Annotated in this window: 13 protein-coding genes; 2 read left to right on the top strand and 11 right to left on the bottom strand. The window is 54.1% G+C overall.

Going from position 1 to position 15,733, the window contains the following annotated elements; genetic code table 11:
- Positions 1 to 18 precede the first annotated feature (18 nt).
- Both ACRBCU_RS11665 and ACRBCU_RS11660 read left to right on the top strand, forming a co-directional pair.
- Positions 19 to 2,520, top strand: coding sequence for a GcvT family protein (locus ACRBCU_RS11665; protein WP_431365560.1), 2,502 nt, complete (start codon positions 19 to 21; stop codon positions 2,518 to 2,520).
- 97 nt (positions 2,521 to 2,617) lie between these two features.
- Entirely contained in the window at positions 2,618 to 3,229 is a 612-nt protein-coding gene (locus tag ACRBCU_RS11660) for a hypothetical protein (protein ID WP_431365559.1), read from the top strand.
- Here the strand turns inward: ACRBCU_RS11660 and ACRBCU_RS11655 are convergent.
- From ACRBCU_RS11655 to xdhA, 11 genes are all read right to left on the bottom strand, one after another.
- Positions 3,226 to 3,990 carry a GH25 family lysozyme gene (locus tag ACRBCU_RS11655; protein ID WP_431365558.1) on the bottom strand — a complete coding sequence of 255 codons (765 nt, stop codon included), beginning with the start codon at positions 3,988 to 3,990 and terminating at the stop codon, positions 3,226 to 3,228. The genes ACRBCU_RS11660 and ACRBCU_RS11655 overlap by 4 nt on opposite strands.
- A 7-nt stretch (positions 3,991 to 3,997) precedes the next feature.
- Complete coding sequence (locus ACRBCU_RS11650) at positions 3,998 to 4,651, bottom strand: DUF938 domain-containing protein (RefSeq protein ID WP_431365557.1); 654 nt, start codon at positions 4,649 to 4,651, stop codon at positions 3,998 to 4,000.
- Positions 4,648 to 5,580 carry an aldo/keto reductase gene (locus ACRBCU_RS11645; protein WP_431365556.1) on the bottom strand — a complete coding sequence of 311 codons (933 nt, stop codon included), beginning with the start codon at positions 5,578 to 5,580 and terminating at the stop codon, positions 4,648 to 4,650. Before ACRBCU_RS11645 ends, ACRBCU_RS11650 begins: the two co-directional genes overlap by 4 nt.
- 39 nt (positions 5,581 to 5,619) lie before the next feature.
- Positions 5,620 to 6,102, bottom strand: coding sequence for a hypothetical protein (locus tag ACRBCU_RS11640; protein ID WP_431365555.1), 483 nt, complete (start codon positions 6,100 to 6,102; stop codon positions 5,620 to 5,622).
- 342 nt (positions 6,103 to 6,444) lie between these two features.
- Positions 6,445 to 7,521: a BMP family ABC transporter substrate-binding protein gene (locus tag ACRBCU_RS11635; RefSeq protein ID WP_431365554.1), complete on the bottom strand. Its 1,077-nt coding sequence runs from the start codon at positions 7,519 to 7,521 to the stop codon at positions 6,445 to 6,447.
- 43 nt (positions 7,522 to 7,564) lie between these two features.
- On the bottom strand, positions 7,565 to 8,488 hold the full coding sequence (locus ACRBCU_RS11630) for an ABC transporter permease (RefSeq protein WP_431365553.1): 924 nt from the start codon (positions 8,486 to 8,488) through the stop codon (positions 7,565 to 7,567).
- The gene (locus tag ACRBCU_RS11625; protein ID WP_431365552.1) at positions 8,488 to 9,573 is read right to left on the bottom strand and encodes an ABC transporter permease; all 1,086 of its coding nucleotides are present in this window, start codon (positions 9,571 to 9,573) and stop codon (positions 8,488 to 8,490) included. Before ACRBCU_RS11625 ends, ACRBCU_RS11630 begins: the two co-directional genes overlap by 1 nt.
- Entirely contained in the window at positions 9,570 to 11,099 is a 1,530-nt protein-coding gene (locus ACRBCU_RS11620) for an ABC transporter ATP-binding protein (RefSeq protein WP_431365551.1), read from the bottom strand. The genes ACRBCU_RS11625 and ACRBCU_RS11620 overlap by 4 nt, the downstream gene beginning before the upstream one ends.
- A complete protein-coding gene (gene xdhC / locus ACRBCU_RS11615; protein ID WP_431365550.1) occupies positions 11,096 to 12,028 on the bottom strand; it encodes a xanthine dehydrogenase accessory protein XdhC in 933 nt (310 codons plus the stop codon). Before xdhC ends, ACRBCU_RS11620 begins: the two co-directional genes overlap by 4 nt.
- Positions 12,018 to 14,345 (bottom strand): xanthine dehydrogenase molybdopterin binding subunit, encoded by a 2,328-nt coding sequence (gene xdhB, locus ACRBCU_RS11610; RefSeq protein ID WP_431365549.1) that lies wholly within the window; start codon positions 14,343 to 14,345, stop codon positions 12,018 to 12,020. The genes xdhC and xdhB overlap by 11 nt, the downstream gene beginning before the upstream one ends.
- Positions 14,342 to 15,706, bottom strand: coding sequence for a xanthine dehydrogenase small subunit (xdhA, locus tag ACRBCU_RS11605; protein ID WP_431365548.1), 1,365 nt, complete (start codon positions 15,704 to 15,706; stop codon positions 14,342 to 14,344). The genes xdhB and xdhA overlap by 4 nt, the downstream gene beginning before the upstream one ends.
- Positions 15,707 to 15,733: the final 27 nt, after the last annotated feature.

Here is a 15,733-nt window from a genome sequence, read left to right as displayed (position 1 = left end):
CTAGGGAGTCGCGGGCTTATGAAAACTGATGTCAAAGCACTGGTCGTTGGCGGCGGAGCCGTTGGAACCTCAATCGCCTATCACTTGGCCAAAGCGGGCTGGGACGATGTCATGCTCTTGGAGCGGGACGAGCTGACCTCTGGGTCCACATGGCATGCCGCGGGTCTTTTGCCGCTCTTCAACATGTCCTTCGCGACCACGCATATTCACCAGTATTCGGTCGAGTTCTATAAAGAGCTTGAGGCAGAGACAGGCCTCAACGCGGGATTTGCCGTTGTTGGCAACCTGCGTATGGCCCAGACCAAGGAACGTATGGACGAGTACATGGTCTATGCGACCACAGCCGAAACCTGCGGCGTTCCTTACGAATTTCTGACCCCTGACGAGATAAAGGCGCGCTGGCCGCTGATCAATACAGAGACGCTTGAAGGCGCTTTGTACCATCACACAGATGGCTACATTAACCCCGCTGACGTCACCATGGCGATGGCCAAGGGCGCGCGTCAACGCGGCGTTGAAATCGTGCGCCGTTTGCAAGCCGATAGTTTTGAATGGACGGGCACGCATTGGAACGTGACCTGCTCTAAGATGGTTGAAAAGGGGGGCAATCTGGTTGCCTCTGACGAGCAAGTCGTCATCACCGCAGAGCATGTGGTCACCGCCTCGGGCAATCACGCGCAGCGCACGGCGAAGATGCTGGGTATCAAGATCCCTGCGATACCCGTTGAGCACCAGTTCATTGTGACGGACGTTGATCCCGCGCTTCAGCAATGGCGCAAGGATGGCAACCCAGAGCACCCCGTTATTCGCGACGCGGATGCGCAATCCTATGTGCGTGAAGAGCGTGGTGGCTGGATTTTGGGCGTCTACGAGAGAAATGCGCCAGCGGTGTTTGAGCATGGCGTGCCAGACAGCTTCCGCGCTGATCTCTTCCCGCTCGATCTGGAGCGGATCGAAGAGCAATATATGGCGATGATCCACCGCATGCCCTCTTGCGAGGAAAGCGGTCTCAAGGATGATTTCAACGGCCCGATCTGCTACACGCCTGATGGCAATCCGCTCGTTGGCCCTGCACCGGGCTTGCGTAATATGTGGCTGGCCGAGGGTTTTTCTTTCGGCATCACGGCGGCTGGCGGAACAGGCTATTACCTTGCCCAGATGATGGTCGAAGGCGAGGCAGAGATCGACATGGCCTCGCTCGATCCCAAGCGCTACGGCAACTGGATGACGACCGAGTTTGCCGCGCGCAAGAATGAAGAGTGCTACGATCACGTCTACATCCTGCACCACCCTGATGAAGAGCGGCCCGCTTGCCGTCCCTTGCGCACGGCCCCTGCCTATGATCGCCAAAAAGCGCGCGGCGCGCAGTTTGGGTTCGTCAACGGATGGGAGCGCCCGAACTATTTTGGCCCTCTGGATGCACCGGATAATTTCGACGAAGAAAGCCGCTCGTTTCGTCGTGGTGGCTGGTGGCAACACGCGGTTGATGAGGCAAAAGCGATCCGCGAGGGCGTAGGCCTGATCGACGCGACCGCCTTCACCAAACATGTGGTCAAAGGGCCGGGCGCGACCGCGTTCCTTGATTGGTTCACCTGTAACAAACTGCCAAAAGTGGGTCGTATCAACCTGACTTATGCGCTGACGCCTGCTGGTACCACGCGCACCGAATACACGATCGTGCGTAATGGCGAGAACGATTATTACCTTGTGTCTGCAGGGGCTTGGACGGCCTATGACGCCGATTACCTGCGCAAATGTGCCGAGGATAAAGCGCCTGAGTTCGGCTATATCGAAATTCAGGATGTCACCACCCAATGGGGCGTTTTCGCCATCGCGGGTCCAAAGTCGCGCGACGTGTTGAACGCGGTGATCAAGGACGCTGATCCAGCAACGGCGCTGTCTAACAAACGCTTCCCATGGCTCTCAGCGCGCCAGATCGAATTGGGCATGTGCCCCGTGAATGCGATCCGCGTTGCCTATACCGGTGAGCTGGGTTGGGAGTTGCATCACCCGATGGAAATGCAGAATTACCTCTTTGATCTGCTGGAAAAAGCGGGCGAGCCGCATGGTATGAAGCTGGTTGGCGCGCGCGCGCAGAACTGGCTGCGTCAGGAGAAATCTTATCGCGCCTTCGGCAACGAACTTGGCCGCGATGCGACCCCTGCCGAGGCCGATCTGCCGCGCTTCATCGACCTTTCCAAAGAGTTCCAAGGCAAGGCGGAGATGGAAGCGATTGGCATTCGTTCCAAATGTGTGACGCTGCTTATTGATGGACCTGAGGATGCCGACCCATGGGGCCGCGAGGCGCTTTATGATAGGGATACGAAGATAGGTCGTCTCACGTCTGGTGGTTACTCTGTTCACTTCGGTAAATCGATTGGGATGGGGTATGTGACACCAGAATTGGCAAGCGTTGGAACGAAGCTCAAGGTCAAGATGCTAGACCAACTTTGGGATGCTGAAGTTGTTGAAGACAGCCCCTATGATCCCAAAAACACAACAATTCGTGTTGATGGGTAAGTTTGTTTTAGCACACGGGGCATCTTAGGGAGGGTGCCCTTTTCAAACAGTTCGCAAGGCGCTAGAAGTAACATACGTTAGAGTATGGAGCCGTGAAGTGACCCTAAGCAAAGCCCATCGCCTGAATGCCAAAATTCTCGGGATTTTCATTGCGCTTCACTTGGTTAATCACGCGGTGCTTGTCGTGGGCCGCGAGACGCACCTAAAGGTGATGGAATTCCTCAGGTCAGGATACCGCTCTGGCCTAATCGAGTACCCGCTCTTTGGGCTCTTTGCGGTTCAGATAGTCCTTGGTCTCGCTCTGATTGCGAAGCGCGGCAAGCCAAAAGGCGCGTGGGCGTGGATACAGGTTCTATCAGGGCTCTATATCGCGTTCTTTTTACTTCAGCATCTCGGCGCGATTGTCATGGCGAGGATGAGCTACGAATTCGAAACGACAACTTATTTTGCCGCCGCAGTCGTCAGCGCGCCACCGTTCGCTTGGTACTTCTTTCCGTATTATGTTCTTGGCGTGACGGCGGTGTTCACCCATATCGCTGCTGCCGCGCGTTTTTCCAAATGGCGCGCGCCAGCAAAATTCTGGCACAAAGCTATGCCCGTCGTAGGCTTTGCATTTGGCCTAGCCGTTGTAACGTCACTATCGTATGGCGCAGCACAGGAACTGCCTGCGGAAAATCGTGCTTACCTAAAAGATACGTTTGGACACTAGCGAACCGCGCGCGCTTTGCGCCACTTTTTCCATTGTGCTTGGCTTCCGTTAAAGCAGTTAAGATCAATTTCCTTTTCAACGCCGTCTAGGACGCCAGTCGCCGTATATTGCCAGAACTGCCAATTTTTTACGCCATAGCGTTTTTCGACATGCTTGGCTGTCGAGCGAAGCCAGAAGTCGCGCTTTAGGCGTGCGACATCATTGCGGACCCAGAAATCAGGTGCGGTATAGACCACAACGCGTGTTTGATAGTGCTGCTCGATGAGACTGATAAATCGTCTTGATACGCGACGAACTTCTTTCGCGGGGGGGCGAAGTACGCATGTTGGCGAAAAGGGGTTCCACTCAAGATCAAGGACAGGCGGCATGCCACCACGCAAACGCGGTACGTTTTTGATGAAATTCTTTGCCTGAGTGTCAGGATCAGTACAGAAATAGTAGAAATGATAGGCGCCAAGCGCGATACCCGCACGTTTTGCAGCGCGCCAGTTTCCTTTGAATTCTGGGTCGACGAGATCACCGCCCTCTGTCGCTTTGAGCCAAGCGAATTGAATGCCTTGGCGTTTCACTTGTCGCCAGTTCATCTGACCTTGGAACCGCGCGGCGTCGATTCCGTGCACTGGAAAACTGGATGGCGCACGGCGGCCGAAATCAACGGGGTCGTTGTCTTTGAACTTGGAGCGGGCAAGCAATAGCGATGGTGCAGAAAGCAATGGTAGGCTGGCAAGGCCAGACAAAGTCGCGCGTCGGGTGAGGGTCATGGGCCGATTACTCCGGTTTACTAAAAACAAGGCTCAAATTGTTTGCTGGCATTTCCAGAATATGGGCAACATCAAGTCCAGCGTCGCACGCCCAATCAATCACATCAAAGTCATCCTTATAACCGATCTCTGGATCAGCTCTGATTAGGCTTTCATGAAAGCGTTCATCGCCCTCGGATGTCAATTCACCACCGCGCATGAAGGGCCCATAGAGCAAAAAGACGCCGCCGGGTGCGAGTGCCTTGGCGACTTCCTTGATGACAGTCTGGGCTTCGGCTTCGCTGATGAGGTGCAAAAGGTTTACCAAAACAGCCAGGTTAAGGGGGCCTGTCGTTTCGCTCCAACCCGCTTGTGTCGCATCAAGGCGCACCGGCAACGTGAGATTATCGAGCTGAGCCTCGCTCACATAAATTCCGATTGAGGCAAGCCGGTCTGCGTCGATGTCTGTTGGCACCCAAGTGAGGTTTGGACAAGCGCGCGCAAATGCAACGCAGTGCTGTCCAGTTCCGCTTGCCAATTCTAGTGCGCGCCCTTCGCGTGGGGCGATGTCGCGCAGCACTTGGCTAAGAGGAGCTGCGTTGTTTGCAGCAGACGGCGCAACGAGGCGACCATCTGCGGCCGTCTGTGCAATGCTTGCGGTGGCGGGCAATTGACGTGTCATGAGCGCTCTTCCCATCTATCTGTTGCAGGCGGCGGTGTCGGGCTAAGCGCCGTAATTTGCGCATATAGAGCGTCATCCATCTTGAAGTCTATTGCTTTCAAGGAGGGCTCCAGTTGAGCGCTTGATCGAGCAGACAATATTGGCATTGGTTGCGCAGAATGATGCGCAACCCACGCTGCTGCAAGAGTGGCAGGATGCACGCACAGATCTGCAGCAAGCACGTTAAGATCCTTCGCCGATTGGTGCATGAAGGCCAGCGAATAGCGCTCGCTATAGCGCTTGTCATTAGTGATACGCCCTTCAGAACCCGTCGTGTATTTCCCGGTGAGCAGCCCACCTCCCAACGGTGAATACGGCGCGCAAGTGATGTTCTGATCTGCGCACATAGGCAATAGCTCAACTTCGGCCTGACGCTTCACGAGGTTATACATGGGTTGAATAATATCGATGCGCGTACCGAAATCTTTTGCGATAGCAGCCGCTGCCATGACTTGCCACGCTGCGAAATTGGAAAGCCCGATGTATCGAATTTTGCCGTTGCGTTGCAGCGTGCTCATCCACTCGAGCGCGCGTCTTAGATCTGCGCCGACGTACATATGAAGGTAGAGGATATCGACGCTGTCCATCGCCAAGCGTTTGAGCGATGTGTCAAAATCAGATTGCAATTTTTTGGGATCGCCATTGCCATCATAGGCGACCTTTGTTGCGATCAATAGATCGTCACGAAACGGCGCTGCCAAAGCGCCAAGGATCGTTTCGGATGCGCCATCTGTGTAGATATAAGCCGTGTCGAAATGGTTGATTCCAGAATTTCGAGAGGCGTCAAACATCTCGGCAGATGCTGTTTTGTCGGCCTTGCCGCCAAATTGCATTGTCCCAAATGCAAAGTGGCTTGCCGCTTTGCCGTTTCGTGTCTTGATATGTGTCATGACACAAGAGTGGCACGCGCTTAAAGGGTTGAAAAGGTCTTAGGCGGGCGAACTCAGAGGTGCCCGTAGGGTAGTGATTGCCCGTCCTAGAAACTGACCGGCAGGAACGCATGTCACAACGGCAAAGCACGCCGCAAACATGCTCGATTGTGAGACTTCGGGGAGAAGCGCTGAAAGCGCACCGTTCGCGAAGCCAGCACAAAAGATTACCATCATCGCAAGCATTGTGATCCATTCACCTTTGACTTGGATAGAGCCCTTTGCCTTTAGCAAAATCCAACCGCGCTGCCAGACCATTCCGAAACCAATTCCCAGAGCATACGCCGCCGCTGCAACGAGCCAAACCCAAGCCGCAGGTGACAATGAAACAATGTTGCGAAGTGTGAGAATGCCGAGCAAAGGCAAGGCAAGAACCAAGATGATTGGCACCGTACGATCTTTGCTAGCGCGCAAACCCAAGATCACCAAAAGGACAAATAAGGGGTAGACCCACATCGGGACGTTAGCGAAAAATGTGCTCATAGTTTGGCTCCTTTGTTTGCGATGTTCTTTTCTAGAACCGGGTGCTTTTTCAAAGCGAGCAGGTTTACGCGAAATGCCTGTCCCAGACGCACGCTGCTGATAAAAGCAGTTCGCGAAGCGCGAAGCACTTTGCTCAGACAGATGAAATGCAAGAGCGAAAGCGAGCCAGTTTGTGCTTTGGGGTGGATAATGAGCGTATTTCCACGCCTTCGGTGCCATGCATCCTTGCCGGCGATCAAATCGTTTGGCCGATTTCGATAGGGAAGCGTAAAAAGGCATTTGTCACAAAAAAGGCCCCGCGCGAGAAATCGCGCGAGGCCAAAGATTTAGCGATTGCTTGGATCAGTTAGGAATATCGCCTGTGATGCCTTCAACGTAGAAAGACATACCAGCCAATGTGCCGTCATCCGCTGTCTCGCCTTCTGCGAGCCATGCAGAGCCGTCCTGTTTGTTGATCGGGCCAGTAAACGCGTGGTAGCTGCCGTCCGCCAATGTGTCGATCATTGCCAAGGCTTCGGCTTTTACATCCGCAGGAACCGCGTCAGAAATTTCACCGATTGCAACCATGCCAGCGCCGATGCCATCCCAAGTGGATGTGCTTGTCCAAGTGCCGTCCATAACTGCTTTAGTACGTGCAATGTAATAAGGTGCCCAGTCATCGATGATGGACGAGACGCGCGGCAGTGGGCCGAACTCAGCCATGTCGGACGCCTGACCGAATGTGATGACGTTGCCAGCTGCTTCCGCTGCGGCTTGTGGCGCTGTGGAATCTGTGTGCTGCAAGATCACGTCCGCGCCTTGCTCGATCAGCGCTTGGGCCGCATCAGCTTCTTTGGCAGGATCGAACCACGTGTAAGCCCAAACGATGGAAAATTCGACGTCTGGGTTCACTTTCTTCGCATGGATGTAGGCGGAGTTAATGCCGCGAATAACTTCCGGGATCGGGAAGGATGCGATGTAACCAATCTTGTTGGTTTTAGTCATCTTGCCAGCGATGTGGCCCTGAACGGCGCGACCTTCATAGAAACGCGCGGAGTAAACAGAAACGTTGTCCGCTTGCTTGTAGCCTGTCGCGTGCTCAAATTTTACGTCTGGGAATTTCTTCGCAACGTTGATTGTTGGATCCATGTAACCAAAGGACGTTGTGAAGATCAGATCTGCGCCAGACAGCGCCATCTGGGACATCACGCGCTCTGCGTCTGCGCCTTCTGGGACGTTTTCCTGAAAGACTGTTTCGACCTTGTCACCGAACTCAGCCTCAACGGCCAAACGGCCTTTGTTGTGCTCATACGTCCAGCCGCCGTCACCGACTGGGCCTACATAGACGAAACCAACTTTGGTTTTGTCTTCAGCCATTGCTGCGCCGCCAAATGCAAGCGCGACTGCTGCTGCACTCGCGAGAAGTGTTCTGCGTTTCATAAATTCATCCCCCTGTGGATGGTGAGTTGTTCTGCCGCTCGTTTTAGCGAGAGGCGTGGAAAATTTTGCCAAGTGCTGCTGGTGCGCCGTGATTCCCGCGCGCAGAGATTATGACGAGCACAGCAATAGTTATCAGATAAGGTGACATCGACAAGACCTCGACCGGCACCTTCGCGCCTGCGGCCTGTAGATTCAACTGTAGGACTGTAACGCCGCCGAAAAGATACGCACCAATCAAGACACGCCATGGCTTCCAGCTTGCGAAGACGACGATTGCGAGTGCGATCCAACCGGCGCCCGCGGTCATCCCTTCCGTCCATTGCGGAACACGTACAAGGCTGATGTACGCCCCTGCCAGTCCTGCGCAGGCACCGCCAAACAAGATTGCCAATATCCGAATGCGCACAACCTTGTAGCCTAGGGCATGCGCGGCATCGTGGCTCTCGCCGACAGCGCGAAGCACTAGCCCTGCGCGGGAGTATTTCAGCATAGCCCAAACGAAGGCCACTAAAGCGACGGAGAAATAGACCATCGGATCATGCGAGAAAAGCATTTTGCCAACGACGGGAATGTCGGAAAGGATCGGCAGCTCCATTTTTTGCAAGGTAGGAGATTTCATACCTTCATATGGCTTTCCGATAAGCGAACTTAGCCCCAGTCCAACCAGTGTGAGACCAAGGCCGGTCGCGACTTGGTTCGACAAAAGGTATTGCGTCAGGATGCCAAACGCGAGCGAGAGCAAAGCGCCGCAAACCGCTGCAAACATAAAGCCCAAAGCAGGTGAACCTGTGTTTACGCCAATCGCGAAACCGCAGATTGCGCCAGTGATCATCATCCCTTCAACGCCAAGATTGAGAACGCCAGATTTTTCGACAACAAGCTCGCCAATCGCGGCCAAAAGAATAGGAGTCGCAGACACCATGAGTGAGGCAATCAGCAGAACGGGATTGATAGAAGAAAGATCCATTACACGGCCTCCCGTTTGCTCATTCGAATACGAAAGTTGATGAAAACATCCGTTGCGAGAAGGAAGAAGAGCAGCATGCCTTGAAAGAGCTGAATCGCAGCAGATGGAATGCCGAGCATAAGTGATGCCAACTCTCCGCCGATATAGGTGAGGGCCATCAAAAGTCCTGCAAAAAGTATGCCGATAGGATGCAATCGTCCAAGAAATGCGACGATAATGGCGGTAAACCCATAGCCGGAGTTAAAGTCGATGGTGATCTGACCTGCAGGCCCTGCAACTTCAAACATGCCTGCCATACCTGCGAGCGCGCCAGCCAACCCGAGGCACAGAAACACGATGCGTTTGGGGTTCACACCCGCAAAACGTGCAGCGCGTGGGGCTTCGCCAGCAAGGCGAATTTGAAACCCGAGCATATGGCGCGAGAGTAAAACATAAGCGAATATTACTGCAAGAAAGGCGGTTAGAACCCCCCAGTGCATGCCTGTGCCAGAGATGATCTCCAAATTGGCCGTGCCCGCATGTTGCGCTAGATTGCGAGAGCCGGGAAACCCCATGCCATCCGGGTTCTTGAGAAGCCCAGAGGACACAGATGCGAGCCACGCTTCAGCAACATAGACCAACATCAACGAAACGAGGATTTCGTTTGTGCCAAAGCGTGTTTTTAGAACCGCCGGAATCATCGCCCAAGCCCAACCCCCAAGCGCGCCAGCAAGGACCATCAACGGAAAGATGATGAAGCTTTCAGAGGGATAAAACGCAAGGCCCATACCCGCACCGCAAATGGCGCCGATGATGTATTGCCCTTCCGCACCGATATTCCAGATACCCGCTTTAAACCCAAGCGAGAGGCCAATAGCGATCAAGATCAGCGGCCCTGCTTTCACCAAGAGCTGAGGGCGAGAGTATGCCGCGAATTGCTCGCTAAAGAGAGGGTCCCAAAAAATAATCCGGATCGCTTCAAACGGATCACTTCCAAGAGCGGCGAACATGATGCCGCCTACGATCATCGTCAATAGAACGGCTAGAAACGGGGTTGCGAGCGTCCAAAATTGGCTCGGTTGCGCGCGTTTTTCGAGACGGATCATGCCGCGCCCTCCATATTGGGTGCGCTATGGTCATGTACACCGCCCATCATCAGGCCAATCTCTTCGACAGTTAGCCCTTGAACGGGGCGAACTGGGGACAATCGCCCTTCGTTAAGGGCTGCGAAGTTGTCGGATATTTCCATTAGCTCGTCCAAATCCTGACTGATGACGACAAGGGCGGCTCCCTTTTCGGCCAAATCCATCAAGGATTGCCGGATCGCAGCGGCGGCTGAGGCGTCAACGCCCCAAGTCGGCTGGTTCACAATCAAGACTTCTGGATCTTGCAGAACTTCGCGTCCAATAACGAATTTCTGTAGATTTCCGCCAGAAAGTGAACGCGCTGCATTTGCAGAACTCGGCGTGCGCACGTCGAAAGCTTCGATGACTTCGTTTGCGTAGTCCTTGGCCTTGCTCCAGTTTAAGAAACCAGAAGAAACCATACCTTTACGCACGGCTGCGGACAAAAGCGCGTTTTCAGTGAGACTCATGTCAGGCACCGCAGCATGACCGAGGCGTTCCTCTGGCGCTGCAAGCACACCCAATGCGCGCCGCGCTTGCGGTCCGAGTTTGCTGATATCGCTCTCTTTTAGCGTTACATTTCCGTTAGCGCTGCTCACCTCGCCAGAGAGCGCGCCGAGCAGTTCGTCTTGACCGTTTCCAGCAACGCCGCCAACGCCAAGAATTTCTCCTGCGCGCACTTGAAAATTGATATCTTTTAAGGCGGTGCCAAACTCGCTGGGCGCAGGCAGTGAAAGGGCGCTAACACTCAACAACGCTGCCCCGAATTCGCCAGCCTCTCTTGACGGCACATGCAACGTTTCGCCGACCATCATCTCGGCAAGCTCTTTGGCGCTGGTTTCGGCTGGTGTGCAGGTCGCAACTTTCTTGCCGAGCCGCAATATCGTCGCCGTGTCACATAGGCTGCGAATTTCTTCGAGTTTGTGTGAAATGTAGAGGATCGCTGTGCCCTCTGCCTTTAGTTGCCTCAAGGTTTTGAACAGGATTTCCACCTCTTGAGGAGTTAAAACAGATGTTGGCTCATCCATAATAAGCAGCTTGGGATCCTGCAGCAGGCACCGAATAATCTCTACCCTCTGGCGTTCTCCAGCGGATAGATCGCCAACCCGCATAAACGGATCTAAGGGCAGGCCATATTGGTGGGACACTTCTTTGATCTTTGCGGCCAAATCACGTTGTTTGGGCGCGTCTTCCATTCCGAGCGCTATGTTTTCGGCCACATTCAATGCGTCAAACAACGAGAAATGTTGGAACACCATCGCAACACCTGATTGGCGCGCAGCACTTGGGGCGAGGGGGGCAAAGCCAACCCCATTCAGCGCCATAGTGCCACTATCAGGTTTTACCAAACCGTAGATCATTTTGACCAAAGTGGATTTGCCCGCGCCGTTTTCACCAAGCAAGGCATGCACCTCACCCGCGTGAATATCGAAGGATACTTCGCTATTGGCGACGACCCCGGGGTAGGCTTTGGTTAGGCCATTAAGGCGCAACAGTGGTTCACTCACGCGATGGTCCTTTGTTCTTTGGCGCTAGATCGCCCTGTCAATAGTTGAGAGCCGACCCCAATCGCAATGGCGTTCGGGTGTTTCCCAAGATTCGGATCGCCAATGGGGCAAGTAATGCGAGAAATTTGCCCATCGGTATGACCCAAAGCGGTTAATCGATTGCGAAAGCGGGCCCATTTACTCTTTGAGCCGATAAGTCCAACGAAATCAAAGTCGTGGCAAAGGAATTGATGACATAACTCCAGATCCAGCGCATGTGAGTAGGTTAGAATAAGGTGCTGGGCGTCTCTTGGCGCGCGCGCGACGAGCATTTCTGGGCGAACGGCAAGTAGCTTGGTGATTCCTTCAGGTATCTCTCTAGGAAACCGTGCTTCACATGTATCGATCCATGTGATCGCAAATTCGCCCAGCGGATGTAGGGTATGCACCATTGCACGGCCCACATGACCCGCGCCCCAGATCCACAAATCGCGGTGCGGCTTTTCAATGGGTTCAATGAACCAGCCATCAATGAGCTGTGTCGCAGGCGTTTGCCCTTTCCCACGTGCGTCAGAAATGAGCCGCTGAACGGACAGTGGTGCCTCTGTGGCGGTATCAATCGGGCGTGCGAAAACGCCGTTGCTGGGTGTTGGCAGCGACTTGCTATCAAAAACTTCAGTCAAAATGCTTATAGCGCCTCCGCAGCATTGGCCTAGCTCGGGGCCAAGCGCGTGCGAGGAAAGGCGGCTTCCTTGAACTGTCAACGCTTGTTTCGCCAATTCAAACTCCAGCGCGCCGCCACCGATTGTGCCGCTTTGACCTGTGCTCCAAACTAACATGGACGCACCAACGTCTCTCGGGGTCGAGCCTTTGACATCAGCTATAACAACGCGCGCGATGCGGCCGTGTTGGCTCACCGCTTTTTGTAAGATATCGAGATTAAACCCCATCGCGCACCTGCTCGATGGTTTTCAAAATACGTTCAGGGGTCGCCGGTGCATCAAGTGACGGGTAAGGCGCACCACACGCCGCTATAGCGTCCGAAATCGCCATCATCGCAGAAATTCCATGCATGAAAGGCGGCTCACCCACTGCTTTTGATCGGTAGATCGACTTTTCTATGTTTGCACCGTTCCAGAGGGTGACGTTGAAAATTTCAGGCCGATCCGAACAGGCCGGAATTTTGTAGGTCGAGGGTGCATGTGTGCGCAAGCGCCCCCGTTCATCCCAAACCAGTTCTTCCATCGTGAGCCAGCCAGCGCCTTGCACATAGGCTCCTTCGACTTGGCCGATGTCCAGCGCGGGGTTCAACGACGCGCCAGCGTCGTGCAAAATGTCGGTGCGCAAGATGCGGTTCTCGCCAGTAAGAGTGTCGATCACCACTTCACTCACAGAGGCACCATAGGCAAAGTAGAAGAACGGTCGACCCTGTCCTTTGATGCGATCCCAAGCAACTTTCGGTGTTTTGTAAAAGCCCGTCGCGGATAGCGAGATACGGTTTTGATAGGCCAACGTGGCCGCCTCTGCAAAACTCATGCTGTCCTTGCCGACAATAACGCGCCCACCTTTAAATGCGATGTCAGAGTCGGCTTGGGCAAAGTGACTCGCTAGAAATTTGGCAATTCGATCACGGATGGTATCGCAAGCGGCCTTGACCGCCATGCCATTCAAGTCAGTGCCTGACGAAGCTGCTGTCGCGGAGGTGTTTGGAACTTTGCCTGTGTCCGTCGCCGTAATTTTCACCGCGCCGACATCAATCCCAAAGCGCGAGGCGGCGACTTGAGCGATCTTTTGGAACAAGCCTTGCCCCATTTCGGTGCCGCCATGGTTCAAATGAACCGAGCCATCCGAATAGACATGCACCAAAGCGCCTGCTTGGTTCAGATGGGTCAGCGTAAAGGAAATGCCGAATTTTACCGGTGTAAGCGCGATCCCTTTCTTCAATATCGGGTTTTTGGCATTCCATTCTGCGATAGCTGATCGCCGTGCTTGATAGTCTGACGAAATCTCCAAGGCATCAGTCAGCTCGTGTAATATGAAATCCTCAACTTCCATCCCGTAGGGCGTGGTTTGTGGTGCCCCCTGACTAGAAATATTTGCGTCGCTCGCGCTGCTTTGATCCGCCATCGGATTGTAATAGTTCACGCGTCGAACCTCTAGTGGATCAAGGCCCAAATCATGCGCGACGTGATCCATCACGCGCTCGATCCCAAGCATCCCTTGGGGTCCACCAAATCCCCGATAAGCGGTTGCGCTTTGTGTGTTCGTCTTTAGCCTGTGGCTTTCAATGCGCGCGTTTTCTAACAGATAAGCGTTGTCTGAATGAAGCATTGCGCGATCCGCAACTGGAAGAGACAGATCCAAAGCCCATCCGCAGCGGGTATATTGGATGAAACTGACACCTTTCAGGCGGCCCGTCTCGTCAAATCCTGCTTCATATTTAATGCGGAAATCATGCCGCTTTCCTGTGATGACCATGTCGTCATCGCGATCATAGCGCATCTTGCAGGGTTTCCCCGTTAGGCGCGCAGCAATGGCAGAGCCAACAGCCAAAGCGTTTCCTTGGCTTTCCTTGCCGCCAAATCCACCCCCCATGCGGCGCACTTCAACGCGGACTGCATGCATGGGAACACCAAGGGCTTCTGCTACTTTGTGTTGGATTTCGGTTGGGTGTTGGGTCGAGCTATGCACGAGCATATCACCCGCCTCTTGCGGCAATGCGAGGGCGGCTTGGCCCTCGAGATAAAAGTGCTCTTGCCCGCCCATTTCCAGAGTGCCGCTAACCGCATGAGACGATGCGGCAATGGCTGTCCTTGCATCCCCTTTTTCATAAACGCGAGGGCCTTCTTCAAAGCGGCTGTTTGCTTCAAGCGCCGCTTCAATCGTCAACAGTGCAGGGCGTTCCTTATATGTGATTTGACCCAACCGAGCCGCTTTACGGGCAAGCAAATGCGAAGTTGCGATTACAAGGAAAACTGGTTGGCCAACATAGTGGACCGTGCCCGTCGCCAACAGCGGCTCATCATGTGCAGAGGGGCTGACGTCGTTTTCAAACGGAAGATCCTGCGCGGTCAGGACGGCAACTACGCCTTCGGCTTCTCGGACGCGATCAAGATTGAGCTCGGTAATCTCACCATGTGCAATTTCGCTTTGTCCAAAGGCCAAATGCAACGTTCCGTGTGGTGTAGGAATGTCATCAATGTAGCGCGCTGTTCCAGTGACGTGGAGTTTTGCGGCGTCGTGGGGCAGGGGCTTTGCAACGCTCATGGGTGAACCTCCAATACCGAGGTTGCGGCACCAGATAATTCCGCATGATAGCGCCGTAGCATGTTTTGCGCAGTTTTCATGCGATATTCGGCCGAAGCACGCATGTCTGACAGTGGGGTGTAATCCGCTGCCAAGGCATTGCACGCAGCGCTAATAGTCGTTTCATTCCATGGCTTTCCAAGCAAAGCGGCTTCCGCGGTTTTGGCCCTTTGCGGGATGCCTGCCATGCCGCCAAATGCAATGCGGGCGGAGACAATCGCGCCACCTTCGACATCGATGTTGAAGCAACCACAAAGCGCAGAGATGTCCTGATCAAATCGCTTGGATAGTTTGTAACAGCGCAGAGCCTTTGCTGCCTTGGGTATGCTCACGGCCTCAACAAATTCGCCTGTTTGCCGGTCTTGCTTGCCGTAAGCGATGAAGAAATCTTCGATTGCCATGCTTCGCTGTGCATCACCTTTTCGCAAATGCAACGTTGCCCCCAACGCGATGAGCGCAGGAGGGTTGTCTCCAATCGGAGATCCATTCGCGATGTTACCGCCAATGGTTGCGGCTTGGCGCACTTGCTCCGATCCGTATCGGCGGATCAATTCGGCGTAGGATGGATGATAGATCGAAAGCGTTTCATAGAGCGATGCCATTGAAACGCACGCTCCAATGCGGATCACGTCGCCTTCAAAGGCAAAGCGCTTCAAGTCCCAACAGCGGTTCAAAAAGATTGGCGTTTGCAGCGTTCTCAGTTGCTTTGTAACCCAAAGCCCAACGTCCGTTGCGCCTGCTATAAGCGTAGAGTTCGGCTCCGCCTCATATAGCGTTGCAAGAGCTTCGAGCGTTTCTGGAGAACGTTCCAGCGGTGGTTCTTTTAGAACGTCAGGCGCGTCATTTAGCCAATCAGGTGTTTCCGCCTCCTGAGCGGCTTTTGCCGCGCGAATGATCGGTGCGTAACCAGTGCAGCGACAGAGATTGCCGGCTAAAACCACATCATGATCTGTGCGACCTGCGGTATGCGCAGCAACCATTGAGCTGATGAATCCTGGTGTGCAAAACCCACATTGCGATCCGTGGTGTTCTATCATCGCCTCTTGGACAGGATGCAATGTTCCATCTTGGCCGCTCATCCCCTCAACTGTGCGCACGGCTTTGCCATGCAGTTGCGGTAGGAACAAAATGCACGCGTTGAGCGCTCTGGCCCCGTTTGCGTCGGTGACCATGACGCTACAAGCACCGCAGTCCCCTTCGTTACAGCCTTCTTTGGTTCCAGTAAGATGACGCGTCTCGCGCAGCCAATCGAGCAGAGTAACCGTAGGATTGTCCTCGGATAGCTCCACCGTCTCTCCATTCAGAAGAAACTTGATGCTCATGCTTTATGCCCGCCGCGGTACCATTGC

It is taken from the genome of Planktotalea sp. (genome assembly GCF_050633725.1).
Lineage (GTDB): Bacteria > Pseudomonadota > Alphaproteobacteria > Rhodobacterales > Rhodobacteraceae > Planktotalea.
The sequence above is the reverse complement of the archived record's forward strand: the minus strand, read 5'-3'. Positions and strand labels throughout refer to the sequence as shown.

Excerpts from the sequence above, each read along its gene's own strand:
- ACRBCU_RS11665 (WP_431365560.1), top strand. The coding sequence starts at position 19 with ATGAAAACTGATGTCAAAGCACTGGTCGTTGGCGGCGGAGCCGTTGGA.
- ACRBCU_RS11655 (WP_431365558.1), bottom strand. The coding sequence starts at position 3,990 with ATGACCCTCACCCGACGCGCGACTTTGTCTGGCCTTGCCAGCCTACCA.
- ACRBCU_RS11650 (WP_431365557.1), bottom strand. The coding sequence starts at position 4,651 with ATGACACGTCAATTGCCCGCCACCGCAAGCATTGCACAGACGGCCGCA.
- ACRBCU_RS11645 (WP_431365556.1), bottom strand. The coding sequence starts at position 5,580 with ATGACACATATCAAGACACGAAACGGCAAAGCGGCAAGCCACTTTGCA.
- ACRBCU_RS11640 (WP_431365555.1), bottom strand. The coding sequence starts at position 6,102 with ATGAGCACATTTTTCGCTAACGTCCCGATGTGGGTCTACCCCTTATTT.
- ACRBCU_RS11635 (WP_431365554.1), bottom strand. The coding sequence starts at position 7,521 with ATGAAACGCAGAACACTTCTCGCGAGTGCAGCAGCAGTCGCGCTTGCA.
- ACRBCU_RS11630 (WP_431365553.1), bottom strand. The coding sequence starts at position 8,488 with ATGGATCTTTCTTCTATCAATCCCGTTCTGCTGATTGCCTCACTCATG.
- ACRBCU_RS11625 (WP_431365552.1), bottom strand. The coding sequence starts at position 9,573 with ATGATCCGTCTCGAAAAACGCGCGCAACCGAGCCAATTTTGGACGCTC.
- xdhC (WP_431365550.1), bottom strand. The coding sequence starts at position 12,028 with ATGGGGTTTAATCTCGATATCTTACAAAAAGCGGTGAGCCAACACGGC.
- xdhB (WP_431365549.1), bottom strand. The coding sequence starts at position 14,345 with ATGAGCGTTGCAAAGCCCCTGCCCCACGACGCCGCAAAACTCCACGTC.
- xdhA (WP_431365548.1), bottom strand. The coding sequence starts at position 15,706 with ATGAGCATCAAGTTTCTTCTGAATGGAGAGACGGTGGAGCTATCCGAG.